Source organism: Pseudomonas sp. Os17 (genome assembly GCF_001547895.1).
Taxonomy (GTDB): Bacteria; Pseudomonadota; Gammaproteobacteria; order Pseudomonadales; family Pseudomonadaceae; genus Aquipseudomonas.
This window is the reverse complement of the sequence record NZ_AP014627.1, coordinates 4,261,803-4,286,823: the sequence shown is the minus strand read 5'-3', so window position 1 is coordinate 4,286,823 and position 25,021 is coordinate 4,261,803. Positions and strand designations below refer to the sequence as shown.

18 protein-coding genes and 2 riboswitches are annotated in these 25,021 nt (G+C 65.5%); of the genes, 10 read left to right on the top strand and 8 right to left on the bottom strand.

Features of this window, described 5'->3' with window-relative positions; all coding sequences use genetic code 11:
* Positions 1 to 60: 60 nt before the first annotated feature.
* Together POS17_RS18805 and POS17_RS18800 are read right to left on the bottom strand one after the other, a co-directional pair.
* Positions 61 to 555 carry a DUF934 domain-containing protein gene (locus POS17_RS18805; protein WP_016966421.1) on the bottom strand — a complete coding sequence of 165 codons (495 nt, stop codon included), beginning with the start codon at positions 553 to 555 and terminating at the stop codon, positions 61 to 63.
* Complete coding sequence (locus tag POS17_RS18800) at positions 539 to 2,197, bottom strand: nitrite/sulfite reductase (protein WP_047305033.1); 1,659 nt, start codon at positions 2,195 to 2,197, stop codon at positions 539 to 541. Before POS17_RS18800 ends, POS17_RS18805 begins: the two co-directional genes overlap by 17 nt.
* 503 nt (positions 2,198 to 2,700) lie before the next feature.
* Here POS17_RS18800 and POS17_RS18795 point away from each other — a divergent pair.
* Positions 2,701 to 3,786 (top strand): ABC transporter substrate-binding protein, encoded by a 1,086-nt coding sequence (locus POS17_RS18795; protein WP_060839971.1) that lies wholly within the window; start codon positions 2,701 to 2,703, stop codon positions 3,784 to 3,786.
* Positions 3,787 to 3,793: 7 nt separating this feature from the next.
* Here POS17_RS18795 and POS17_RS18790 read toward each other — a convergent pair whose 3' ends face one another.
* A complete protein-coding gene (locus POS17_RS18790) occupies positions 3,794 to 4,015 on the bottom strand; it encodes a DUF2970 domain-containing protein (protein ID WP_060839970.1) in 222 nt (73 codons plus the stop codon).
* Between the two features lie 100 nt (positions 4,016 to 4,115).
* A complete protein-coding gene (metH, locus tag POS17_RS18785; protein ID WP_060839969.1) occupies positions 4,116 to 7,826 on the bottom strand; it encodes a methionine synthase in 3,711 nt (1,236 codons plus the stop codon).
* Positions 7,827 to 7,982: 156 nt separating this feature from the next.
* On the opposite strand from metH, the gene POS17_RS18780 reads away from it, so the two are divergent.
* On the top strand, positions 7,983 to 10,274 hold the full coding sequence (locus tag POS17_RS18780; protein WP_060839968.1) for a fatty acid cis/trans isomerase: 2,292 nt from the start codon (positions 7,983 to 7,985) through the stop codon (positions 10,272 to 10,274).
* A gap of 143 nt (positions 10,275 to 10,417) precedes the next feature.
* On the top strand, positions 10,418 to 11,002 hold the full coding sequence (gene nfuA / locus POS17_RS18775; protein ID WP_047305029.1) for a Fe-S biogenesis protein NfuA: 585 nt from the start codon (positions 10,418 to 10,420) through the stop codon (positions 11,000 to 11,002).
* Positions 11,003 to 11,176: 174 nt separating this feature from the next.
* Here nfuA and cobM read toward each other — a convergent pair whose 3' ends face one another.
* The 4 genes from cobM to POS17_RS18755 form a co-directional block, all read right to left on the bottom strand.
* A complete protein-coding gene (gene cobM / locus POS17_RS18770) occupies positions 11,177 to 11,923 on the bottom strand; it encodes a precorrin-4 C(11)-methyltransferase (RefSeq protein WP_060839967.1) in 747 nt (248 codons plus the stop codon).
* 82 nt (positions 11,924 to 12,005) lie between these two features.
* Entirely contained in the window at positions 12,006 to 12,419 is a 414-nt protein-coding gene (locus tag POS17_RS18765) for a cobalamin biosynthesis protein (protein ID WP_060839966.1), read from the bottom strand.
* Positions 12,416 to 13,117, bottom strand: coding sequence for a CbtA family protein (locus tag POS17_RS18760; RefSeq protein ID WP_060839965.1), 702 nt, complete (start codon positions 13,115 to 13,117; stop codon positions 12,416 to 12,418). The genes POS17_RS18765 and POS17_RS18760 overlap by 4 nt, the downstream gene beginning before the upstream one ends.
* Positions 13,118 to 13,128: 11 nt before the next feature.
* Positions 13,129 to 13,317: a CbtB domain-containing protein gene (locus POS17_RS18755; RefSeq protein WP_060839964.1), complete on the bottom strand. Its 189-nt coding sequence runs from the start codon at positions 13,315 to 13,317 to the stop codon at positions 13,129 to 13,131.
* A 97-nt stretch (positions 13,318 to 13,414) separates the two neighbouring features.
* Positions 13,415 to 13,646: riboswitch (cobalamin riboswitch) on the bottom strand.
* Between the two features lie 73 nt (positions 13,647 to 13,719).
* Positions 13,720 to 13,931, top strand: a riboswitch (cobalamin riboswitch).
* 98 nt (positions 13,932 to 14,029) lie between these two features.
* Here POS17_RS18755 and cobW point away from each other — a divergent pair.
* The 7 genes from cobW (at position 14,030) to POS17_RS18720 (ending at position 25,018) form a co-directional block, all read left to right on the top strand.
* A complete protein-coding gene (cobW, locus tag POS17_RS18750; protein WP_060839963.1) occupies positions 14,030 to 15,100 on the top strand; it encodes a cobalamin biosynthesis protein CobW in 1,071 nt (356 codons plus the stop codon).
* A 3-nt stretch (positions 15,101 to 15,103) separates the two neighbouring features.
* Positions 15,104 to 18,877 (top strand): cobaltochelatase subunit CobN, encoded by a 3,774-nt coding sequence (gene cobN, locus POS17_RS18745; RefSeq protein ID WP_060839962.1) that lies wholly within the window; start codon positions 15,104 to 15,106, stop codon positions 18,875 to 18,877.
* Positions 18,878 to 19,009: 132 nt separating this feature from the next.
* Positions 19,010 to 20,017, top strand: a complete 1,008-nt coding sequence (locus tag POS17_RS18740; RefSeq protein WP_060839961.1) for an ATP-binding protein — start codon at positions 19,010 to 19,012, stop codon at positions 20,015 to 20,017.
* The gene (locus POS17_RS18735) at positions 19,942 to 20,670 is read left to right on the top strand and encodes a vWA domain-containing protein (protein ID WP_173655910.1); all 729 of its coding nucleotides are present in this window, start codon (positions 19,942 to 19,944) and stop codon (positions 20,668 to 20,670) included. Before POS17_RS18740 ends, POS17_RS18735 begins: the two co-directional genes overlap by 76 nt.
* Before the next feature lie 455 nt (positions 20,671 to 21,125).
* A complete protein-coding gene (locus POS17_RS18730; protein ID WP_060839959.1) occupies positions 21,126 to 22,772 on the top strand; it encodes a phospholipase D-like domain-containing protein in 1,647 nt (548 codons plus the stop codon).
* A 69-nt stretch (positions 22,773 to 22,841) separates the two neighbouring features.
* Positions 22,842 to 23,744, top strand: a complete 903-nt coding sequence (locus tag POS17_RS18725; RefSeq protein WP_060839958.1) for a LysR family transcriptional regulator — start codon at positions 22,842 to 22,844, stop codon at positions 23,742 to 23,744.
* Between the two features lie 161 nt (positions 23,745 to 23,905).
* Positions 23,906 to 25,018, top strand: coding sequence for a tartrate dehydrogenase (locus POS17_RS18720; RefSeq protein ID WP_060839957.1), 1,113 nt, complete (start codon positions 23,906 to 23,908; stop codon positions 25,016 to 25,018).
* The last annotated feature ends 3 nt before the right edge of the window (positions 25,019 to 25,021 follow it).

Below are 25,021 nucleotides of genomic sequence, written 5' to 3'. Positions count from 1 at the left end.
CGGATACAAAAAAGCCCTGAACCGGTTTCCCGGTTCAGGGCTTTTTGTTGACGCCAGGGCTTAGCGGCGACGGAACAGCGGCAGCGGTTCGTCAGTGGCGGCCTGGTAGGTCACCGAGAAGTCCTTGAGGCTTTCCAGGGCTTCGTAGGGGTCCTTGTCGGCCCGCAGGGCATAGGCGTCGAAGCCGCAGCGGTGCAGGTAGAACAGCTGGTCGCGCAATACGTCGCCAATCGCTCGCAGTTCGCCTTTGTAGCCATAACGGTCACGCAGCAGGCGGGCGTTGGAGTAGTTGCGGCCATCGGTGAAGGCCGGGAAGTTCAGGGCAATGACCTGGAAATGCTCGACGTCGTCGCCGATTTCCTCGGCTTCTTCGTCCGCATCCAGCCATACGCCCAGACCGCCATCGCGGGCCTTGAGGGCGTGGGCGTGGTCGCGCCACAGGGCCAGCGGCACGATCAGGTCGTCGCAGTTGGAGATGCCGTCGAGGGTCGCGTCCTTGGGCAGCAGGTGCCAGGTCTCGTCGATGACCTCGTTGTTCTTAATGATTCGCTGCATAGACGCGCTCCTTGAAGAGGTCGATGCCAATACGTTGATAGGTGTCGATGAAGCGTTCGTCTTCGGTGCGTTGTTCCACGTACACGTCGATCAGCTTCGAGATCACGTCGGGCATGTCGTCCTGGGCGAAGGACGGGCCGAGGATCTTGCCCAGGCTGGCGTCGCGGCTGGCGCTGCCACCCAGGGACACCTGGTAGAACTCCTCGCCTTTCTTGTCCACCCCGAGGATGCCGATGTGGCCGACGTGGTGGTGACCACAGGCGTTCATGCAGCCGGAGATGTTCAGGTCCAGCTCGCCGATGTCGAACAGGTAGTCCAGGTCGTCGAAACGGCGCTGGATGGATTCGGCAATCGGGATCGACTTGGCGTTGGCCAGGGAGCAGAAGTCGCCGCCCGGGCAGCAGATGATGTCGGTCAAAAGGCCGATGTTCGGCGTGGCGAAGCCGTTTTCGCGCAGCTCGCCCCACAGGGTGAACAGCTGGCTCTGCTCGACGTCGGCGAGAATCACGTTCTGTTCATGGGAGGTGCGCAACTGGCCGAAGCTGTAACGGTCGGCCAGATCGGCGATGGCGTCGAACTGCTTGTCGGTCACGTCCCCCGGCGCTACGCCGGTAGGTTTGAGCGACAGGGTCACGGCAACGTAGCCCGGCTTCTTGTGGGCCAGGGTGTTGCGCGCACGCCAGCGGGCAAAGCCCGGGTGCTCCTTGTCCAGGGCCGCCAGTTCGGCGTCCTGGTTGCTCAGGGCCTTGTAGTCCGGGTCGACGAAGTGTTTGGCCACCCGATGCACTTCGGCTTCGGTGAGGGTGGTCTGGCCGCCGCGCAGGTGGACCATTTCCGCCTCGACTTTCTCGGCGAACACTTCAGGCGTCAGGGCCTTGACCAGGATCTTGATCCGCGCCTTGTACTTGTTGTCGCGACGGCCATAGCGGTTGTAGACCCGCAGGATGGCGTCGAGGTAGCTCAGCAGGTCCTGCCACGGCAGGAACTCGTTGATGAAGGCGCCGACCACCGGGGTGCGGCCCAGGCCACCACCCACCAGGACCCTAAAACCCAGCTCGCCGGCGGCGTTGTACACCGGCTCCAGGCCAATGTCGTGGACTTCGATGGCCGCGCGGTCGGAGGTCGAGCCATTGATGGCGATCTTGAACTTGCGCGGCAGGTAGGCGAATTCCGGGTGGAAGGTGGTCCATTGACGGACGATCTCGCACCAGGGGCGCGGGTCGATCAACTCGTCGGCGGCGACACCGGCGAACTGGTCGGTGGTGACGTTGCGCAGGCAGTTGCCGCTGGTCTGGATGGCGTGCATCTGCACGGTGGCCAGCTCGGCGAGGATGTCCGGCACGTCTTCCAGGGCCGGCCAGTTGAACTGCACGTTCTGCCGGGTACTGATGTGCGCATAACCCTTGTCGTAGTCGCGGGCGATCTTGGCCATCATCCGCGCTTGGCGCGAAGTCAGTTGGCCGTAGGGCACGGCGACCCGCAGCATCGGGGCAAAACGTTGGATATAGAGGCCATTCTGCAGACGCAGGGGGCGGAATTCTTCTTCGCTCAGCTCGCCTGCCAGATAGCGTCGGGTCTGATCACGGAACTGCTTGACGCGGTCCTCGATGATCCGCTGATCGTACTCGTCGTATACGTACATATAGGTCCAGTTCTCAGGCTACAGGTGGCACACCAGCGCACACGCTCAACGCCACCCATGTAAGCAAATCTGCGCGCACGGCCGCGCACTCCCTTCGGAGCCGGCGAACGATACCAGTTTGTGGTTATGCGCAAAAGTGATGTTTGAGTATATGAAAAGAACCAAAACGACTAACGGTAGGGGAGATGCAGTAACCCCATTTGTGGTAGGGGCAATCCTGAGCTTAACTGTGATCGTGTCTTTGAGCAGTCACCGACAAAATCTACTAGAGGCGATGCTATGAGCCATCCAACCAAAACAAGGAAAAGTGACAGTAGCGTTGATGCTTGGGCCATTCTTTTTCTGATCATACTGGTCGTGGGTACGGCCGTGTTTTGGGTCAGTCACCAGTAGTCGAGTCCAACCCAGGAGCCCGAATTGTCGGACAATCATGACAATTTGCCGCCGTTGGCCAGTACGTTGCCAGTTATACTGCCTGGGATAATTCTGGGGCTCCTTTCGTAATGTTCAAGGTTCTGTTCAAGTGCTTGCTGCTTCTGAGTCTGCCGTTCTGGGCAGTGGCTCAGGCGACGACCGTGGTGTTTCTCAATCCCGGCAATTCGACGGAAACCTTCTGGGTCAGCTATTCGCAATTCATGCAGGCCGCCGCTCGGGACCTGGGCATGGATCTGCAGATTCTCTATGGCGAACGCAATCCCCAGAATTCTCTCGATCAGGCCCGGGAGCTGTTTCAGCGAGAGCAGAAGCCCGATTACCTGATGTTGGTCAACGAGCAATATGTCGCGCCACAGATCCTGCGCATGTCTCAGGGCACCGGGGTCAAGCTGTTCATCGTCAACAGCCCGCTGACCGAAGATCAGCGGGCCTTGATCAGCCAAAGTCGCAGCAGCTACTCCGATTGGATCGGCAGCATGATGGGCAACGACGAAGAGGCCGGCTATCGAATGCTCAACGAGCTGCTGCGCAAGCACGGCCCTGTGCCTGAAGGGCAGACCATCGACTTGCTGGCGTTCTCCGGGGTCAAAGTCACGCCAGCGGCGCAGTTGCGCGAGCAAGGGCTGCGTCGGGCCCTGGCGGAGCATCCTCAGGTGCGTCTGCGGCAAATGGTGTATGGCGAATGGAACCGGCAGCGGGCGCACGAACAGGCGCGGCAGCTGCTGCAGCGTTATCCGCAGACGCAACTGGTCTGGTCGGCCAACGATGAAATGGCCCTGGGGGCCATGCAGGCTGCCCGGGAATTGGGCCGCAAGCCGGGGATCGACCTGCTGTTCAGCGGGCTCAACAGTTCGCCCGAAGCCTTGCGGGCATTGATCGACGGGCAACTGTCGGTGCTGATGGCCGGGCATTTCACGATCGGTGGCTGGGCCCTGGTGGCCCTGCATGACGATGCGCTGGGGCTGGATCCCCGGCGCCTGGGAGGGCCCGACTGGCAATTGTCGCTGTTCCAGTCATTGACCCGCGCTCAAGCCCAGCAGCTCTTGCGCTTTGGCGATCAGGTCGGGGCCCGCGTCGACTTTCACGGGCTGTCCGCCCAGGGCAAGCCGGACAGCTATCGCTATCCCTTCGGTTTGCAGCTGTTGCTGCACTGACCCGCTTTCAGACCCCCGCCAGATGCATTGCCAGGTTGGCGATGCCCAACAGCACCAGGACGAACAGGGCAGTGAAGACAATGCCCAGCACGATGAAGTGACTGGGCTTGCCGTGGCTGAAGTCGCGGGCGCGGTTTTTCCCGCTTTGCACGCCAAAGGCCGCAGCCAGCACGCTTTGCAGCATCTGCAGGAAGGTTGGAGGCTGATGGTCGTTGCTTGGATCTTCCATAAATCCCTCGACACGGTGGGGTGTCAACAGAGCATAGACAATACGGCCGGTGATGGCGGACGGGTGCAGGAGCCGGCAAGCCGGCTCCTGCCGCGCCTGATCAGTTGTCGTAGCCCAGGTTCGGCGCCAGCCAACGTTCGCTCACGGCCAGGTCCTGGCCCTTGCGCTCGGTGTAGCTCTGCACCTGGTCCTTGTCGACCTTGCCCACGGCGAAGTACTGCGCCTGCGGGTGGGCGAAGTACCAGCCGCTGACCGCCGCCGCCGGGAACATGGCGAAGTGCTCGGTGAGGAACACGCCACTGCGCCCGGCGCGGCCTTCGCTGGCCTCGGGGTCGAGCAGGGCGAACAGGGTGCTCTTCTCGGTGTGGTCCGGGCAGGCCGGGTAGCCCGGGGCAGGGCGGATGCCGCTGTACTGCTCCTTGATCAGCGCATCGTTGTCCAGCTGCTCGTCCTGGGCATAGCCCCAGTAGTCCTTGCGCACCTGCTGGTGCAGCCACTCGGCGCAGGCTTCGGCCAGGCGGTCGGCCAGGGCCTTGACCATGATCGAGTTGTAGTCGTCGCCGGCGTCCTGATAGGCCTTGGCCACTTCCTCGGCGCCGATGCCTGCGGTGGTGATGAAACCGCCCACATAGTCGGTGATGCCGCTGTCCTTGGGCGCGACGAAGTCCGCCAGGGAGAAGTTCGGCTTGCCGTCGGTCTTGATGATCTGCTGGCGCAGGTGGTGCAGGCGGGCCAGTGGCTGGCCGTCGTCGCCGTAGACTTCCAGGTCGTCGTCCTGCACCTGGTTGGCCGGCCAGAAGCCGAACACCGCGCGGGCGCTGATCAGCTTCTCGTTGATCAGCTTGTCGAGCATCTCTCGGGCGTCCTTGTACAGCGCGGTGGCGGCTTCACCCACCACTTCGTCCTCGAGGATGCGCGGGAACTTGCCGGCCAGGTCCCAGGAGATGAAGAACGGCGTCCAGTCGATGTATTCGGCCAGTACCTTGAGGTCGATGTTGTCCAGCACCCGGGCGCCGGTGAAGGTCGGCTTGACCGGCTGGTAGCCGGCCCAGTCGAACTGCGGCTTCTTGGCGATGGCCGCGGCGTAGCTCAGGCGTTCGGTACGGGCGCTGCGGTTGGCGGTGCGCTCGCGCACTTCCACGTACTCCTCCCGGGTCTTCTCGACGAAGCCGGCCTTGAGCTCCTTGGACAGCAACTGCGTGGCCACGCCCACGGCGCGGGAGGCGTCGGTGACGTAGACCACCGCGTCGTTGCTGTATTTGGGCTCGATCTTCACCGCGGTGTGGGCCTTGGAGGTGGTGGCGCCACCGATCATCAGCGGCAGGTGGAAATCCTGGCGCTGCATCTCGCGGGCGACATGGACCATCTCGTCCAGGGACGGGGTGATCAGCCCGGACAGGCCGATGATGTCGCACTTCTGTTCCTTGGCCACCTGGAGGATCTTCTCCGCCGGCACCATCACCCCGAGGTCGACGATGTCGTAGCCGTTGCAGCCCAGGACCACGCCGACGATGTTCTTGCCGATGTCGTGCACGTCGCCCTTGACCGTGGCCATGAGGATCTTGCCCTTGGCTTCCGGCTTGTCGCCCTTTTCCAGCTCGATGAACGGAATCAGGTGGGCCACCGCCTGTTTCATCACCCGAGCGGATTTCACCACCTGGGGCAGGAACATCTTGCCGGCGCCGAACAGGTCGCCGACCACGTTCATGCCGGACATCAGCGGGCCTTCGATGACCTCGATCGGGCGGCTGAAGCTCAGGCGCGACTCCTCGGTGTCTTCGACGATGTGGGTGGTGATGCCCTTGACCAGGGCGTGTTCCAGGCGCTTGTTGACGTCCCAGCTGCGCCATTCCTCGGTTTCCGCTTCCTTGACGCTGCCGTCGCCCTTGAACTGGTCGGCGATGGCCAGCAGCGCATCGGTGCCATTGGCGGTGCGATTGAGCACCACGTCTTCCACGGCGTCACGCAGCTGCTGCGGGATCTGGTCGTAGATCTCCAGCTGGCCGGCGTTGACGATGCCCATGGTCAGGCCATTGCGGATCGCATACAGCAGGAACACCGAGTGGATCGCCTCGCGCACCGGGTTGTTGCCGCGGAACGAGAACGACACGTTGGACACGCCGCCGGAGCTCAGGGCGTAGGGCAGCTCATCGCGGATGTAGGCGCAGGCGTTGATGAAGTCCACCGCGTAGTTGTTGTGTTCCTCGATGCCGGTGGCCACGGCGAAGATGTTCGGGTCGAAGATGATGTCTTCCGGCGGGAAGCCCACTTCGTTGACCAGGATGTCGTAGGAGCGCTTGCAGATTTCCTTCTTGCGCGCCTCGGTGTCGGCCTGGCCGACCTCGTCGAAGGCCATCACTACCACGGCGGCGCCGTAGCGCTTGCACAGTTTGGCGTGGTGAATGAACTGCTCCACGCCTTCCTTCATGCTGATGGAGTTGACGATGCCCTTGCCCTGGATGCACTTGAGGCCGGCTTCGATCACTTCCCACTTCGAGGAGTCGATCATGATCGGCACGCGGGAGATGTCCGGTTCGCCGGCGATCAGATTGAGGAAGGTGACCATGGCCTTCTTCGAATCCAGCATCCCCTCGTCCATGTTGATATCGATCACCTGGGCGCCGGCTTCCACCTGCTGCAGGGCGACTTCCAGGGCTTCGGTGTAGTTGTCCTCGCGGATCAGTCGAGCGAACTTCGCCGAGCCGGTGATGTTGGTGCGTTCACCGACGTTTACGAACAGCGAGTTGCGATCGATGGTGAAGGGCTCCAGGCCCGACAGGCGGCAGGCCTTGGGAATGTCCGGGATCTGCCGCGGGGCGTAGCCGGCGACGGCCTTGGCGATGGCGCCGATGTGCCCCGGGGTGGTGCCGCAGCAACCACCGACGATATTGAGGAAACCGCTCTGGGCGAACTCCTCGATGACCTTGGCGGTTTGTTCCGGCAGTTCGTCGTATTCGCCGAATTCGTTGGGCAGGCCGGCGTTGGGGTGTGCCGAAACGTGGGTGCTGGCCTTGTTCGACAGCTCTTCCAGGTATGGGCGCAGCTCGCTGGCGCCCAGGGCGCAGTTCAGGCCCACCGAGATCGGCTTGGCGTGGGCCACGGAGTTCCAGAAGGCTTCGGTGGTCTGGCCCGACAGGGTACGGCCGGAGGCATCGGTGATGGTCCCGGAAATCATGATCGGCAGTTCGAAACCCAACTCCTCGAACACGCCCTGCACGGCGAAGATCGCCGCCTTGGCGTTGAGGGTGTCGAAGATGGTTTCGATCAGGATCAGGTCGGCGCCGCCTTCGATCAGGCCTTTGGTGGCCTCGGTGTAGTTCTCCACCAGTTCATCGAAGGTGACGTTGCGGTAACCGGGGTTGTTGACGTCCGGCGACAGCGAGCAGGTGCGGCTGGTCGGGCCCAGGACACCGGCGACGAAGCGCGGCTTGTCCGGGGTCTCGAGGGTTTTCGCATCCGCCACCTTGCGTGCCAGACGGGCGCCTTCTACGTTCAATTCGTAGACCAGTTCTTCCATGCCGTAGTCGGCCTGGGACACCTGGGTGGCGTTGAAGGTGTTGGTTTCGAGGATGTCGGCACCGGCATCCAGGTAGGCTTTTTCGATGGCGCCGATCACGTCGGGACGGGTCAGCACCAGCAAGTCGTTGTTGCCCTTGACGTCGCTGGGCCAGTCGGCGAAGCGCTTGCCACGGTAGTCCTGCTCCTCGAGCTTGTAGCTCTGGATCATGGTGCCCATGCCGCCATCGAGAATCAGAATGCGCTCTTTGAGGGCTTGCTGGAGAGCGTGGAGGCGAGCACTGCGATCAGACATGAGAACTACCTGGTAGGGCCATTACGAAGGGCGTGGATCATAACAAACCTGCATGGTTTTGCGGCATGTGCGGGTTTTGCATGAATATCGCTCATGTTGGTGGCCGAGCGACATCGGTAGAATCGCGGCGTTTTTTTTACTTTCGGGACCAGGGACATGCCGTACCGTTTTGTCGTTGCCAGCACTTTGCTGCTGCTCAGTTCATTGTGCATGGCCCAAGGTCCCGCACCGGCCATTTCCTACACCCGCGACATCCAGCCGATCTTTACCGAGAAGTGCGTGGCCTGTCATGCCTGCTACGACTCCGCCTGTCAGCTCAACCTGGGCAGCGGCGAAGGGGCCGGTCGTGGCGCGTCGAAGATTCCGGTGTACGACGGTGAGCGCAGCAAGGCCCAGGCGCCCACGCGGCTGTTCTATGACGCCAGCGGCAAGGCGGCCTGGCAGCGCCAGGGCTTCTATTCGGTGCTCGACGCCCAGGGCAGCCAGGCAGCGCTGATGGCGCGCATGCTCGAACTCGGCCACCGCACCCCCTTGCAACCCAATGCCAAGCTGCCCAGCGAGATCGTGCTGGGCTTGAGCCGCGAGAACATGTGCCCGCAGCCGGCGGAGTTCGACGCCTATGCCGGTGCTCATCCCAAGGAAGGCATGCCCCTGGCCGTCACCGGCCTCACCGACCAGCAGTACCAGACCCTGCAACGCTGGCTGGCCTCCGGCGCGCCGATCGACGAACAGGGCCTGGCCCCCAGTGCCCGGGAAAGCCTGCAAGTGGCCCAGTGGGAGAACCTGCTCAACGCCCCCGGCGCGCGGGAAAGCCTGGTGGCGCGCTGGCTCTACGAGCACTGGTTCCTGGCCCATATCTATTTCGAAGGCGGCGAGCCGGGGCACTTTTTCCAGTGGGTGCGCTCGCGTACCCCCAGCGGCCAGCCGATCGACCTGATCAACACCCGACGCCCCAACGACGATCCGGGCACCCAGGTGTATTACCGCCTGTGGCCGGTGCAGGGGGTGATCGTGCACAAGACCCACATCACCTACCCGCTGAGCGCGGCGAAGATGGCCCGGGTCAAGACCCTGTTCTACAGCGGCGACTGGCAGGTCACCGCCTTGCCGGGCTACGGACCGGCGCGCCGGGCCAACCCGTTCGAGACCTTCGAGGCGATTCCGGCCAAGGCCCGCTACCAGTTCATGCTGGATAACGCCGAATACTTCGTGCGGACCTTCATTCGCGGTCCGGTGTGCCGCGGGCAGATTGCTACGGATGTGATTCGCGACAACTTCTGGGCGCTGTTCCAGGCTCCGGAACACGACCTGTACGTCACCGACCCGGTCTATCGCGGCCAGGCCACGCCGCTGCTGGCCATGCCCGGGCAGAACGACGACGTCGGCAGCGTGCTCAGCCTGTGGCTGGCCTACCGCGACAAGCGCAACGAATACGAAGCCTTGCGCCGCGACTTCTATGCCCATGCCCCGGCGCCCAGCTGGTCCAGCCTGTGGGCCGGCAACGACAACGCGCTGCTGAGCATCTTCCGCCACTTCGACAGCGCCTCGGTGACCAAGGGCCTGATCGGCGAAGTGCCGCAGACGATGTGGCTGTTCGACTACCCGTTGCTGGAGCGCACCTACTATCAGTTGGCAGTGAACTTCGACGTGTTCGGCAACGTCTCCCACCAGGCCCAGACCCGGCTGTATTTCGACCTGATCCGCAACGGCGCCGAGCAGAACTTCCTGCGTCTGATGCCGGCCGGCAGCCGTGAGGACTTCCTCGACGATTGGTACCAGAACAGCGGCAAGTTCAAGATGTGGCTGGATTACGAGTCCATCGACGACGACAAGCGCAGCGCGCTGAAGCTCGACCCCCAAGGCCCGAAAAAGGACTTCGTCAACCAGTTGCTGACTCGCTATGGCGAGCTCAATGCCAAGCCGGACCCGATCAACCGCTGCAACGGCGCCTACTGTTCGCGCCCGAACATCGACCCGGCGCTGCAGGACGCCGAGCAGGCCCTGAGTCGCCTGGCATCGCGTCCGGCGGCGGGGCTCAAGGTCATCGAGCAACTGCCCGAGGCGACGTTGCTGCGTGTCCAGACCGCCAGTGGCAAGCGCGAGTTCTACAGCATGCTGCGCAACCGCGCCCACAGTAACGTGGCCTTTATGCTCGGCGAATCCCTGCGTTATCAGCCGGGGCTGGACACCTTGACGATTTTCCCGGGCATTCTCAGCAGTTACCCGAACTTCATCTTCAACGTTCCGGCCGACCAGGTGCCGGCCTTTGTCGAGGCGATGCAGGCGGTCCGGGATGGCGCAAGTTTCGACAGGGTGGTCGAGCGCTGGGGTATCCGGCGCAGTCACCCGCAGTTCTGGCAGTACTTTCACGATCAGACCCGCTACCTGCAGGAAGTCGATCCGCTGGAAGCCGGGGTCATGGACATGAACCGTTACGAAAACCTCTGACATAGCGCCGTGATCGGCCCTCGGGACGCCCGCTGGCGGGCCCCGGGGGTGACCTATACCAAGGTCTATCCCGACAAAAATACTAGGACTTTGTCAGCGGCGTCGATTGGCGTAAACTGCGCCCACGTCTGCGAGGAACCACCATGAGCGCCATAACCATTACCGACGCCGCCCACGATTATCTGGCTGATCTGCTGTCCAAGCAGAACACCCCGGGGATTGGCATCCGCATCTTCATCACCCAGCCAGGGACTCAGTACGCCGAGACCTGCATCGCCTATTGCAAGCCGGGCGAAGAGAAACCCGAAGACAAGGCCCTGGGCCTGAAAAGCTTCACCGCCTACATCGACGCCTTCAGCGAAGGCTTTCTCGATGACGCGGTGGTCGACTACGCCACCGACCGCATGGGTGGCCAGCTGACCATCAAGGCGCCCAACGCCAAGGTGCCGATGGTCAACGCCGACAGCCCGATCAACGAGCGCATCAACTACTACCTGCAAACCGAGATCAACCCGGGGCTGGCCAGTCACGGCGGCCAGGTCAGCCTGATCGACGTGGTGGACGACGGCATCGCCGTGCTGCAATTCGGTGGCGGTTGCCAGGGCTGCGGCCAGGCCGACGTGACCTTGAAGGAAGGCATCGAGCGCACCCTGCTCGAGCGCATCCCCGAGCTCAAGGGCGTACGTGATGTCACCGACCACACGCAGAAAGAAAACGCCTACTACTAAGGCGTTCGCTGCGAACAAAAAAACGGCGCCCCGTGAGCGCCGTTTTTTTATGCCCGCAAACCAGCTCCTCCCGAAATAAGCCTTCGTAGGAGCCGGCTTGCCGGCGAAAGGGCCCTCAAGCCTTGTGCCAATGCCGAGATCGCCTTTGCTGGCAAGCCAGTTCCCGCAAAGGGGTCAGGGGCGATAGAGATGCGCGTGTCCGGCGCGGTACAGCGATGACTCGCTGAACACGTCCGTGGCCAGCACCCGGCCCACCAGAATCAGCGCCGTGCGCCGGAAGCCCTTGGCCGCAACCTTCTCGGCAATGTCCGTCAGGGTGCCCAGGACCCAGTCCTGGTCCGGCCAGGTGGCCCGGTGTACCACGGCAATCGGGCAGTCGGCGCCGTAATGGGGCAGCAGCTCGGTGACTATCTTCTCCAGGTGGTTGACCCCCAGGTGAATCGCCATGGTGGCGCCATGGGCCGCGAGGCTGGCGAAGTCTTCACCGGCGGGCATGGCGGTCTTGTCCGCATAGCGGGTCAGGATCACGCTCTGGGACACATCCGGCAGGGTCAATTCGGCCCCCAGCAAGGCGGCGCAGGCGGCAGTGGCGGTGACGCCGGGGACGATCTCGTAGGGAATGCCCAGCTCCCGCAGGCAGCGAATCTGTTCGCCGATGGCGCCGTACAGGCTCGGGTCGCCGGAATGCACCCGGGCCACATCCTGGCCCTGGTCGTGCGCGTGCCTGATGGCCTCGATGATCTGTTCCAGGTGCAGTTCGGCACTGTTGATCACCCGGTCCGCGCTGTGACCTTCGAGGACGGCCGCGGGCACCAGCGAGCCGGCGTAGATGATCACCGGGCAGCGATGGATCAGGCGCTGGCCCTTGACGGTAATCAGCTCCGGGTCGCCGGGGCCGGCACCGATGAAATAGACAGTCATGGCTGTCTCCTGTGAAAAAAGGGCGGGAACAGGGTCGCAGATGAACGATGTTCATGTTCGCGACGGGGAATTGTCGGCCAGTCTACCGGCTGGCGGCCAATGCCAGGGTGGCCTGGGCGTATTTCTGGCGGGGGATCAACAGCCGGGCCGGGCCGGGGTGCAACTGTTCGGCCAGGGCCAGGGCGGCGCTTTCGGCAACGCCGTAGCAGCCGCTGTGTTCAAAGGCGATCTGCGAGCGGTGGCTCAGGCGCGAGGCGAAAGGCGCCAGTTGACTGCTGCTGAAGCAGGTCAGCGGCAGGGCCAGTTGATCCGCCAGTTGCAGCAGGCCGGGCTCGCTGCGCTTCAAGTCGATGCTGGCCAGGGCCAGGAGTTGCCCGCTCTCCAGGCCGTGGGCTTGCAGCACCTGCTCAAGCAGGGCGCGCAGCGTGGTCACCGGGCAGCCCTTCTGGCACCCCAGGCCGACCACCAGGGCCGGCGCCGCGCGCCTTTCGATCATGCCGGGTACAGGTCCGCGTTCTTGCGCCGGAACAGCCAGGCGCTGATCAGGCCCAGGGCCAGCCAGAAGGCGGCATTGGTCAGCTGCGAGGCAATCTTGAACTGTGCTTCCAGGGCTTCTGGCGCCAGCATCGAGTGCACTTCAGGTTGGGGCGCGCCGATCACGTGGGGCACGGCGATAATCGCCACGCCCAGCAGTTTCAGCAGCCAGTGGCCGGCGAACGCGATCAGGGCAAGGCCCACGGCAGTAGAAGCGGCAGCGCCGATCCACCACACCTGGCGCTGCACCAGGTCGGCGGCTGCGGTTCCCGGCAATTCCGGAGGCAGGCCCAGAGTGGGGGCCAGGCAGAAGGTCGTATACCCGGCCAGACCCCAGAGCAGGCCTTGCGAGGCACGGTTGGGCGCGCGCAGGGTGTAGAGCCCGGCCAGCATCAGGGCGAAGCCGACCGCCACTACCAGGTTGCCGCCGGTGGTGGACAGGGTGCGCTGCCAGCCGTCTTCCGGCTCCCAGGCCTCGGCATCGTGGCTGTGCGCGGCCATGGCGCCGGCGGCGTGTTCATGAGTTTGGGCGGCCGGGGCCTGTTCATAGGTTTCCGCCTGCAGGATCAGCGGAGCGACCCACAAGCTTTGCAGCAGGGTCAGCAGCAGGGCCGCCAGCAGCCCGGTGAACCCTGCGGTTTGCGCAATACGCTTGATCATGTCGGCAGGTCTCAGTGGCAAGGGAAGGCGGCGCTGTGACGGGTGTCGTGGGCGGCGTTGTGCACCGCTTCGATATGGGAGAAACCGGCGAAATACACCAGGCAGGCGCCCAGCAGCGACGCGCCGATGGCGGCCACCAGGCGCTGGCTCAGGGTGGAGGTGCTGCTGGCGGAATGGCTGGTGCTGCTGATGATCGACATGGCGCTTCCCTTTGGAGTGTCGGCGGGGGAGGAGCGCAGGAAAACCCCGCGTGAGGAGCACGCAGGGTTTGCAACAGCGCCCGCCCACCGCGGGTTTGTTATGTGTGTGTTGCGGGCCGGTCTCCGGGCTCGCGAGGGGCAGGGGGCGACTGATGTCGTACCGTGCCGGCAAGTGTCACCTTCCCATGCCATGGCACAGTGGATCTGACACTTCGCTCGCTTACCGTTGCGGGGGCAGCACCGGACTGGTCACGGCTTTTTAGTTAAGCACGTGATTCACCGGTTTCCCGTTTCACCCTGTGAAGGGCACCCGTAACAAGGCGCGTAGCAAATCATGGGCGGGGTGATGCCGTCAATTGCGCGAGGCGCTGCATTGCCGATTGACCGTCCCCCGCGCTCTGCGTAGCCTTGCGCGTTCGAGGTTCTTCGGCCAGCGGTCGAAGCTAAGAAGGGAACGCGGTCGATGCCGCGGCTGCCCCCGCAACTGTGAAGGGTTTCGTTTCTGCAAGGCCACTGCCTGCGCGTCCAGAACGCCGGCGGGAAGGCGCAGCAACCGCCGGTCCGACGACTGGCAAGCCCTCAGCCAGGAGACCTGCCTCGATCCCAGATTCTCACTACAACCGGGCGGGGTGATCCGGTGGCGAAATCTCCGCGCGCCTCTGCGCTGTGGCTCTCGTCCCGTATGCCCGCCACCTTTGCCAAGGGGCATCCGATGAAAACACTGGCCAAACTTCCCGTCACCATCGTCACCGGCTTCCTTGGCTCGGGTAAGACCACCTTGCTGCGGCACATGCTGGACAACGCCCAGGGCCGGCGCATCGCGGTGATCGTCAACGAGTTCGGCGAGCTGGGCATCGACGGTGAAATCCTCAAGCAATGCGCCATCGGGTGCACTGAAGAAGAGGCCAGCGGCCGGGTCTACGAGCTGGCCAACGGCTGCCTGTGCTGCACCGTGCAGGAAGAGTTCTTCCCGGTGATGCGCGAACTGGTGGCGCGCCGTGGCGACCTGGACCACATCCTCATCGAAACCTCCGGCCTGGCCCTGCCCAAGCCCCTGGTCCAGGCCTTCCAGTGGCCGGAAATCCGCAGCGCCTGCACCGTCGACGCGGTGATCACCGTGGTCGACAGCCCGGCCGTGGCCGCCGGCACCTTCGCCGCGTTCCCCGACCAAGTGGACGCCCAGCGCAAGCTCGACCCCAACCTGGACCACGAATCGCCGCTGCACGAGCTGTTCGCCGACCAGCTGTCCAGCGCCGACCTGGTGATCCTCAACAAGACCGACCTGATCGACCCCGCAGACCTGGCCAAGGTGCGCCTGGAAGTGGCCGAAGAACTGCCGCCGGCGGTGAAAGTCATCGAAGCCAGCAGCGGCCGCCTGCCGCTGGATGTGCTGCTGGGCCTGGGCGCCGGTTCCGAGGAACACATCGACAGCCGTCACAGCCACCACGACCATCACCACGACGGCGATGACGATCACGACGACCACGATCACGACGCTTTCGACTCCATCTCCATCGAACTGCCCCAGGCCGACGAAAGCCTGCTGCTGGACGCCCTGACCCAGCTGGTGGTCAAGCACGGCATCCTGCGGGTCAAGGGCTTCGCCGCGATCCCCAACAAGCCGATGCGCCTGCTGATCCAGGGCGTGGGCACCCGCTTCGACAAGCACTTCGACCGCAAGTGGGGCGCTGACGAAGCCCGCACCACGCGCCTGGTACTGATCGGCCAGGAGCTGGACGCCGCCCAACTCGAAGCGCAACTGCGCGCCGCCCTCAGCGTGTAAGCCATGCACCTGCTCAGGACCCAGCCCGGCGGTTTCGTGTCGGATGACAACATTGCCGACCTTGGACAAACCCCCGCCGAGCTGGTGATCCTGTGCAGCGGCGACTCCAGCCTGGCGCTGCTGGCGGATGCCGCCGAGCAGTTGCCCGTGGATTACCCCAGCTTTCGCCTGGCCAACCCGATGCAGGTGCAGAACCACGCTTCGGTGGACCTGTATGTCGACCAGGTGCTGCGCCACGCCAAGGTGATCCTGATCTCCCTGCACGGCGGCATCGGCTACTGGCGCTACGGCGTCGAGCGGCTGGTGGAGCTGTCCCAGCGCGGGGTGCAACTGATCCTGGTGCCGGGGGACGACCGCCCGGACCCGGAACTCAGCGACCTGAGCACCTTGGGCCCCGTCGAGCGCGACCGCCTGTGGCAGTTCCTGCGCCAGGGCGGGCGGGACAACGCGCTGAATTTCTACCGTTGCCTGGCCAGCGGCCTGCTGGGGCGCGACTATCCCTGGAGCGAACCGCAGACCCTGCCACGCACGGCGATCTATCACCCGCACAAGAGCCAGGCCGCCCTCAGCGACTGGCAGGCCGATTGGCAGCCTGGTCAAGCGGTGGCGGCGCTGCTGTTCTACCGCTCCCACCTGCAGGCGGCCAACACCGGATTTATCGACCTGTTCTGCCAGCGTTTGCTGGCGGCGGGCCTCAACCCCTTGCCAATAGCGGTGGCCAGCCTCAAGGAGCCCGGCTGCCTGAGCCAGGTGGAAGACTGGCTGGATGAAACCGCGGCCGGGGTGATCCTCAACACCACCGGCTTTGCCCAGTCCAGCCCCGAGGCGCCGCACTTGCGGCCGTTCCGCCGCAATATCCCGGTGATCCAGGCCATCTGCGCCCAGGACAACGAGCCGGGCTGGCGCGACAGCGAGCAGGGCCTGGGCCCGCGGGACCTGGCCATGCACATCGCCTTGCCGGAACTGGACGGACGCATCATCAGCCGGCCCATCAGCTTCAAGGACCTGGCCTGGCGCAGCGAGCGCAGCCAGTCGGACGTGGTGTGCTACCGCGGCCAGCCCGAACGCATGGATTTTGTCGCCGAGCTGGCCCGGCGCTGGGTCGAACTGGGGCGCCTGGACAACGGCCACAAGCGCATTGCCCTGGTGCTGGCCAACTACCCGACCCGGGACGGGCGCATCGGCAACGGCGTCGGCCTGGACACCCCGGCGGCGGCGCTGAACATCCTCAAGGCCCTGCACGCCGAAGGCTATCCGCTGCCGGCCGAGTTGCCCGCCAGCGGCACCGAGTTGATCCAGCAGTTGCTGGGCGGGGTCAGCAACGACCTGGACAGCCTCGACCAGCGTCCGTGCCTGCAAAGCCTGGCCCTGGAGGACTACGCGGCAATGTTCCAGGCCTTGCCGCCTGCCAATCGCGAGGCGGTGCTGCAACGCTGGGGCGCACCCCAGCAGGACCCGATGTTCCGCAACGGGCGGATGATGATCGCCGGCCTGCGCTTTGGCCTGACCTTTGTCGGCATCCAGCCGGCCCGGGGTTACCAGGTGGACCCCAGCGCGGTCTACCACGACCCGGACCTGGTGCCGCCCCACGGCTACCTGGCGTTCTACTTCTGGCTGCGCCAGGCCTACGGCGCCCATGCGCTGATCCACGTCGGCAAGCACGGCAACCTGGAGTGGCTGCCGGGCAAGGGCGTCGGCCTGTCGGAGAACTGCTGGCCGGACGCGCTGCTGGGGCCACTGCCGAACATCTACCCGTTCATCGTCAACGACCCGGGGGAGGGCGCCCAGGCCAAGCGCCGGACCCAGGCGGTGATCATCGACCACCTGATGCCGCCGCTGACCCGCGCCGAAACCTACGGCCCGCTGCGCAACCTGGAACTGCTGGCGGACGAATACTACGAAGCCCAGCTGCTGGACCCACGTCGTGCCCGCGAGCTGCAGCGAGACATCCTGCAGCTGGTGCGCGAAACCCATATCGACCGCGAGCTGCAACTGGAGGGCGCGCTCGACAGCGACGCCGACGCCGCCATCTGGCTGCCGCGGCTGGACACCTACCTGTGCGACCTCAAGGAGTCGCAGATCCGCGATGGCCTGCACGTGTTCGGCGAATCCCCCGAGGGCCGCTTGCGCCTCGACACCCTGCTGGCCTTGCTGCGCATTCCCCGGGGCGATGGCAAGGGCGCCCACGCCAGTCTGTTGCGGGCCCTGGCCAAGGCCTTCGGCCTGGGCTTCGATCCGCTGGACTGTGCCCTGGCCGAACCCTGGACCGGACGCCGGCCGCAGCCGTTGCGGCAGATCAGCGATGGGCTCTGGCGCACCGCCGGCGATACGCGCGAGCGCCTGGAGCTGTATGCCGCCGAGTTGATCGAGGCGGCGCTCCAGGGCCCGCTGGCGCAGCTGGATGAACCCGGCTGGGAGCCGGTGCAGAGCATTATCGATGGCCTGCGCGAGGTGGTCGCGCCGCGCCTGGACGCCTGCGGCCCGGCGGAAATGCGCGGCCTGCTGGAGGCCCTGAGCGGGCGTTTCGTTCCCGCCGGGCCCAGCGGCGCGCCCAGCCGCGGGCGTCTGGACGTGCTGCCCACCGGGCGCAACTTCTATTCGGTGGACGTGCGCAACCTGCCCACCACCACCGCCTGGCGCATCGGTTTTCAGTCGGCGAACCTGATTCTCGAACGCCACCTGCAGGACCACGGCGACCACCTGCTGCACCTGGGCCTGTCGGTCTGGGGCACCGCCACCATGCGCACCGGCGGTGACGACATCGCCCAGGCCATGGCCCTGATGGGGGTGCGCCCGGTGTGGGCCACCGGCAGCCAGCGAGTCGACGATTTCGAGATCCTGCCCCTGAGCCTGCTGGACCGGCCGCGGGTCGACGTGACCCTGCGGGTGTCCGGGTTCTTCCGCGACGCCTTCGCCAACCTGATCCGCCTGTTCGACGCAGCGGTACAGGCGGTGGCGGCCCTCGACGAGCCTGAGGACATGAACCCGCTGGCGGCCAGGGTTCGCGCCGAGCGCGCAGCCTTGATCGCCTCCGGCCTGGACCAGGACAGCGCGGCGCGTCAGGCCGGCTGGCGGATCTTCGGCGCCAAGCCCGGGGCCTACGGCGCCGGGGTCCAGGGCGCCATCGACGGTCGCCTGTGGCAGAGCCGCGAAGACCTGGCCGAGGTCTACCTGAACTGGGGCGGCTACGCCTATGGCGGCCAGGATGAAGGCACCGCCGCCCGCGAGCAGTTCGCCACCCGCCTGGGGCAAGTGCAGGCGGTGCTGCAGAACCAGGACAACCGCGAGCACGACCTGCTGGATTCCAACGACTACTACCAGTTCCAGGGCGGCATGCTGGCGGCGGTGGAAAGCCTCAGCGGGGCCAAGGCCGCCAGCTATCACGGCGACCACAGCCAGCCGGACCTGCCGAAGATCCGCACCCTCAAGGAAGAGCTGAACCGGGTGATCCGCTCCCGGGCGGCCAATCCGAAGTGGATCGAAGGGGTCAAGCGCCATGGCTACAAGGGCGCCTTCGAAATGGCCGCGACCCTGGACAACCTGTTCGCCTTCGACGCCACCACCGAGCTGATCGACGATCACCAGTACGCCTTGCTGGCGGACGCCTACCTGCTGGACGACTCGACCCGTGAGTTCGTCCGCCAGCATAATCCCCACGCCTTGCGCGACATGACCGAGCGCCTTCTGGAAGCCCAGCAGCGCGGCCTGTGGCAAGAGCCCGGCGAGTACCGCGAGGCCCTGGAGCACCTGTTGCTGGATATTGAAGAAGATTCCTGAGGCGGCGAGTGCTGCGCACTCGATCGCGAGCAAGCTCGCTCCTACAACGGCAATGCGATGCCTGTAGGAGCGAGCTTGCTCGCGAAAGCGTCCTCCTGGACACCACCGACCCGACCCAAGCGAGCCCCCGACATGAGCGACACCCCCCATTTTCCGCTGTCCGCCGTGGTCGGCGCCGAAGCGCTGAAACTGGCCCTGTGCCTGACCGCCATCGACCCGAAGATCGGCGGCGTGCTGATCGAGGGCCCCCGTGGCATGGCCAAGTCGACCCTGGCCCGGGGCCTGGCCGATCTCTTGGCCAGCGGCCAGTTCGTCACCTTGCCCCTGGGCGCCAGCGAAGAGCGCCTGGTGGGCACCCTGGACCTGGACGCCGCCCTGGGCGAAGGCCGCGCGCAGTTTTCCCCCGGCGTGCTGGCCAAGGCCGACGGTGGCGTGCTCTACGTCGATGAAGTCAACCTGCTGCCCGATCACCTGGTGGACCTGCTGCTGGACGTGGCCGCCAGCGGCACCAACCTGATCGAGCGCGACGGCATTTCTCACCGCCATTCGGCGAAGTTCGTGCTGATTGGCACCATGAACCCGGAAGAGGGCGAACTGCGCCCGCAACTGCTGGACCGCTTCGGCCTCAACGTCGCCTTGAGCGGCCAGCCGGCCCCCGAAGAACGCGGGCAGATCATCCGCCGCCGCCTGGATTTCGACAGCGATCCTTTGGGCTTCTGCGCCCAGTGGGCCCCGGCCCAGGCCGCATTGCGCGAGCGTTGCCAGCAGGCGCGGGCGGCCCTGGCCGGCATCCCGCTGGACGACCAGGCCCTGGCGCTGATCACCGAGCGCTGCTTTGCCGCTGCCGTGGACGGCCTGCGCGCCGACCTGGTCTGGCTGCGCGCGGCCCGCGCCCACGCGGCCTGGCGCGGTGCTCCGGCGATTGCCGAGGAAGATATCGACGCCGTGGCCGAGTTCGCCTTGCGCCACCGGCGGCGGGAGACTGCGCCCAGCGCGCCGGCATCGGGGCCAAGCCCCCAGGCACTGGCATCCACCAACGCCAACCCCAGCGAAGGCCAGGGCCAATGGGGCGAAATGCCGGCCCAGGCCTTGCCCACCGGCGCCCGTCGAGAAGTGCCCAGCTGGCCAAAAAAGCCCTAGGCATCCGCCCCCAGAGTGACCGGGGGGCGGATGCCAAGCCCCGGGCGGGGCATCTGGATCAAGGTCGGCACGGCGCCAGTCGCACCGCCGGCAGCGGCGCGATCAACTGGCTCGGCACCTTGCTCAAGGGCCGGCCACGGCTGCGTGAAGACCTGCTGTTTCGCCTGCGCAGCCGCTCGCCCCATGAGCTGTGGCTGGTGATCGTCGACGCCTCGGCCTCGACCCGTCGTCACAGCGCCCTGAGCGACGCCAAGGGCCTGCTGGCGCAACTGTTCGACGACGCCTACCGCCGGCGCGCGCGCCTGGCCCTGCTCACCGCCAGCGGCCGCGCGCCGAACTGGCAGGTCCAGGGCCTGAAAGCCTCCAAGGACCTGCGGCACTGGCTCGACGGCCTCGGTGCTGCTGGCGGCACCCCCTTGCCACAAGCCCTGAGCGAAGCGGCCCGGTGGCTGGAGCAGCGTCAGCGCCGGCTGCCAGCGGAACAGCAGCGCGTACTGCTAATCACCGACGGCCGCCTGAAAACCCTGCCGCCGCTGCAGCCCCTGAACTGCCCGACCTTGCTGCTCGACATCGAACGCGGCCCGATCCGCCTGGGCCGCGCCCGCGAACTGGCCGCCGGCCTCAACGCCGCCTACCAACACATCGACCTGTAGCCGCTGCCGCAGGCTGCGAACGGCCCGCAGGGCCGCAAAAACCCTGAGAGCGCTAGAGACTCGTCGGTCGATCGCCAGGCAAGGTCCTGCGGACCTTTATGCAGCCTCGCCAAGGCTTGGCAGCGGCTACACCAACCCGAGGTTGTAGCCGCTGCCGCAGGCTGCGAACGGCCCGCAGGGCCGCAAAAAACCTGAGAACGCCAGAGGTTCGTCGGTCGATCGCCAGGCAAGGTCCTGCGGACCTTTACGCAGCCTCGCCGAGGCTTGGCAGCGGCTACACCAACCCGAGGTTGTAGCCGCTGCCGCAGGCTGCGAACGGCCCGCAGGGCCGCAAAAACCCTGAGAACGCCAGAGGTTTGTCAGTCGATCGCCAGGCAAGGTCCTGCGGACCTTTACGCAGCCTCGCCGAGGCTTGGCAGCGGCTACACTGCCTGCGCCAACACAGGAGTGAAGCGATGCGGGTACTGGTGCGTAACGATAAGGACGATTTTCGGGTCAAGGCCTATGCCGGGACCAATGGGGTGTTGCTGGCCATGGATCTGGATGCGTCACGGCGCAAGGGGCTGCTGGGCTTCGCCATCGAGAAGCAGACCGGCAGCAAGCCCTGGCTGTTCCTGTTCAACAGCCTGACCTTTCCCGGCAAGGCCCACAGCTTCCCGCAATACAACGCCACCCCCAGCGATCAGGCGCCGCTGCAGAAGTTTCGTTGGGCCGACTACGCGGTCCACCCCGGCACCACCCTCAACTATCGGGTGCACCTGGTGTATGGCAGCCCCGAGGCGCCGCAACTGGGCGAGGCCCTGGAACTGAGCATCGACGCCGACAACGGCCAGCCGCCGGGGCAGCGGGTGATCTTCAATCGCGCGGTGGCCGCCAGTCAGGCCTTCTCGCGCAAGTTTCCCGAGCTCGATGCGCTGCTCAGCGCCAACAGGAACCTGCCCATCGAGGACTGGCCGGACGCGCCCAGGCAATGGCTGGAAAACGGCCTGCTGGAGGAGCTGCTGGGCTTTATCCAGCGTGCCACGGACGCCAGCTGGAGCCTGGACATCGCCATCTACGAGTACCAGTTGCAGGCCGTCGTTGACGCGGTCAACGCTGCCTTCGACCGTGGCGTGCAAGTACGGGTGCTGTACCACGCTGGCCCCGGGGACGACGACACCACGATGAACCAGGCCAGCCTGCAGCACCTGCCCGAGGCCAACAAACGCGGGCGGGTGACCCACGCGATCTTCCACGACAAGTTCATCGTCCTCAGCCGCCTCGACGCCACCGGCCAGCGCCAGCCGCAATCGGTGCTCTGCGGCAGCACCAACTTCACCGCCAACGGCGTCTACCGCCAGGCCAACGTGCTGCACAGCCTCGACCGCGCCGAGCTTGCCGCGCGCTACCTGGAGGTGTTCGAACAGGTCTGGGCGACCCCCGCGGACGTCGGCGCCACCCGTCAATGGCTGACCCGGCACAACCCCATGCAAGCCGATGCATCGCTGTTCGCCGGGTTTTCCCCGCGCAGCGGCCAGGGCGACCTGAGCGAATTCGTCGAGATCATCAACGGCGCCCGCCGCGACCTGCTGTTCGTCACCGCCTTCGCCTTGCCCGACAGCATTCTCGATGCCTTGCTCGGCCAGCCCCATGACGATGTGCTGCGCTACGGCCTGCAGAACACCGCCAGCCGCATCACCGGTTTCCACGCTGACCGCACCGCCGAGTTCGCCGCCACCGCGCTGCTCAACAACGGCCTGGAGGGCTGGCTCAAGGAGGGGCTCAAGGGCCAGAAGGGCAACCTGCTGGTGCACACCAAGGCCATCGTCACCGACTTCACCAGCGACTCACCGGTGATCATCAGCGGCAGCCACAACCTCAGCGTCGGCGCCAGCCAGAGCAACGACGAGAACTTCCTGATCATCCGTGGCGACACCGACCTGGCGGACCGCTACGGCCTGGAGCTGCTGCGCTTCTACGAGCACTACCGGTTCCGCTACTTCGCCAAACAGCTGGCCCTCAAGCAGGTGCAGCCGCTGGCGGTGGACGACAGCTGGAGCAACGCCTACTACCTGGAAGGGGATCTGCGCCAGCTATCGCGGCTGCGTTTTTCCGGGCGTTGAAGCCGGCGCAGGTTGGACAGGGGCGGCCCGACTGGGTAGTTTCCACCGACCGCGCACAAGGAACCTGCCATGGCCCCGGACCTGACTTCCATCGAGCTGTTTCTCAAGGCCCTGACCCTGGGCAACCTGTCCCGGGCCGCCGAGCAGTCGCACCTGTCGCTGTCGGCTGCCAGCCGGCGTCTGTCGCTGCTGGAGCAGCATTTCAAGGTGGCGCTGCTGATCCGTACTTCCACTGGGGTCCAGCCCACGGCGGCGGGGCAGGCCCTGGCCGAGCACGCGCGGAGCATCCTGCGGGCGGTGGATGTGATGCACGCCGACCTGGCCGACTTCGCCAAGGGCGCCACCGGCCGGGTCAGCCTGTATGCCAACAGCTCGGCGATGAGCCAGGAGCTGCCCCGGCAGCTGACCCAGTGGAGCGACCTGCATCCGGGCATTCGCGTGGACATCCGCGAGGAGCGCAGCCGCGAGATCATCCTCGCCGTGCGTGACGGTGTGGCCGATGTGGGCATCGTCACCACGCGCCCGCAGGGCCAGGACCTGCACTACATCCCTTATTGCCGCGACCGGCTGTGCCTGATCGTGCCCCGGGAGCACCCGTTCAGGATGAGCCATGCGCGCTTCCAGGACCTCTTGGGCTATGACTTCGTCGGCCTGGAGGACAATGCCGCCATCACCTCGCTGATCACCGAAGCCGCGGCTGCGGTGAGCATGCCCCTGCGCCTGCGGGTGCAGGTGCGCAGCTTCGAGGCGGTGTGCCGGCTGATCGCCGCCGGGCAGGGCGTTGGAGTGCTGCCCCAGGGCGCGGTGCAGATCTTCCGCAAGGAGATGGCCTTGCGTTTTATCGAAATCGACGATGCCTGGGCCGACCGCCAGATGTTCCTCTGCCGACGCCGGGAGCAACCGTCCCTGGCCAGTCGCGAGCTGTTCGACTACCTGGCCGGCTGCGGGCAGGCCGAGGCGCAGGCTGGCTAGTCGTTGCTCAAGGCAGGACCTTTCTGACGCGCCTTCGAATTTTGCGAAGGCGGTTTCCACAATGAGCAATTCCCCTGGCCGCTTCCCCGTGCCCAGAATGGGCTCGCCCGTGCGCTTGACCTGCCTCCATAACAACAACACGTCAGACCAGGAGAGACGGCTTGTCCAGGATCAATCCCGCTGTAAAACCTCCCCATCGCATCGCGGTGATCGCCGGTGACGGCATCGGCCGCGAGGTGGTTCCCGAAGGCTTGCGCGTGCTGGAAGCCGTCAGCCGGCGCTTCGGCATCGCCTTGCAGTTCGATCATTTCAACTGGTGCAGCGAGCACTACCAGGCCCACGGCAGCATGATGCCCGAGGACTGGGCCGAGCAGATCGGCGACCACGAGGCGATCTTCTTCGGCGCCGTGGGCGCGCCGGACATCGTCCCCGACCACATTGCGGTGTGGGATTCATTGCTGAAGATCCGCCGCCAGTTCGACCAGTACGTGAATATCCGCCCGGTGCGGCTGATGCCCGGGGTGCCGTGCCCGCTGGCCGGGCGCGTGCCGGGGGACATCGATTTCATCGTGGTCCGGGAAAACACCGAGGGCGAGTATTCCAGCGTCGGCGGCCGCATGTGGGAGGGCACCCCGCGGGAGATAGCCCTGCAGGAGTCGGTGTTCTCCCGCCACGGCGTCGACCGGGTGGTGAAGTACGCCTTCGAGCTGGCCAGCCGCCGGCCCCGGCGCAACCTGGTGGCGGCCACCAAGTCCAATGGCATCGCCATCACAATGCCGTTCTGGGACGAGCGAGTGGAGGCGCTGGCCAAGGCCTACCCCGAGGTCGACACGCGCAAGTTCCACATCGACATCCTCTGCGCGCACTTCGTCCAGCACCCGGACTGGTTCGATGTGGTGGTGGCCTCCAACCTGTTCGGCGACATCCTTTCCGACCTCGGCCCGGCCTGCACCGGCACCATCGGCATCGCGCCCTCGGCCAATCTCAACCCGGAGCGCCTGTACCCCTCGCTGTTCGAGCCGGTGCATGGCTCGGCGCCGGACATCGCCGGCCTTGGGGTGGCCAACCCGATCGGCCAGATCTGGTCGGCGGCGCTGATGATCGAGCACCTGGGGCAGGGCGATGAGCTTTACCAGCGAGCCGCGGCGGCGATTGTCCAGAGCATCGAGACGGTGCTCGCCGAAGGCCCGCGCACCCGGGAAATGGGTGGCAACGCCAGCACCGTGGAAGTCGGGCGGGCGATTGCCGAGTGTCTGGCTGGCAACAGGAGCTGATGA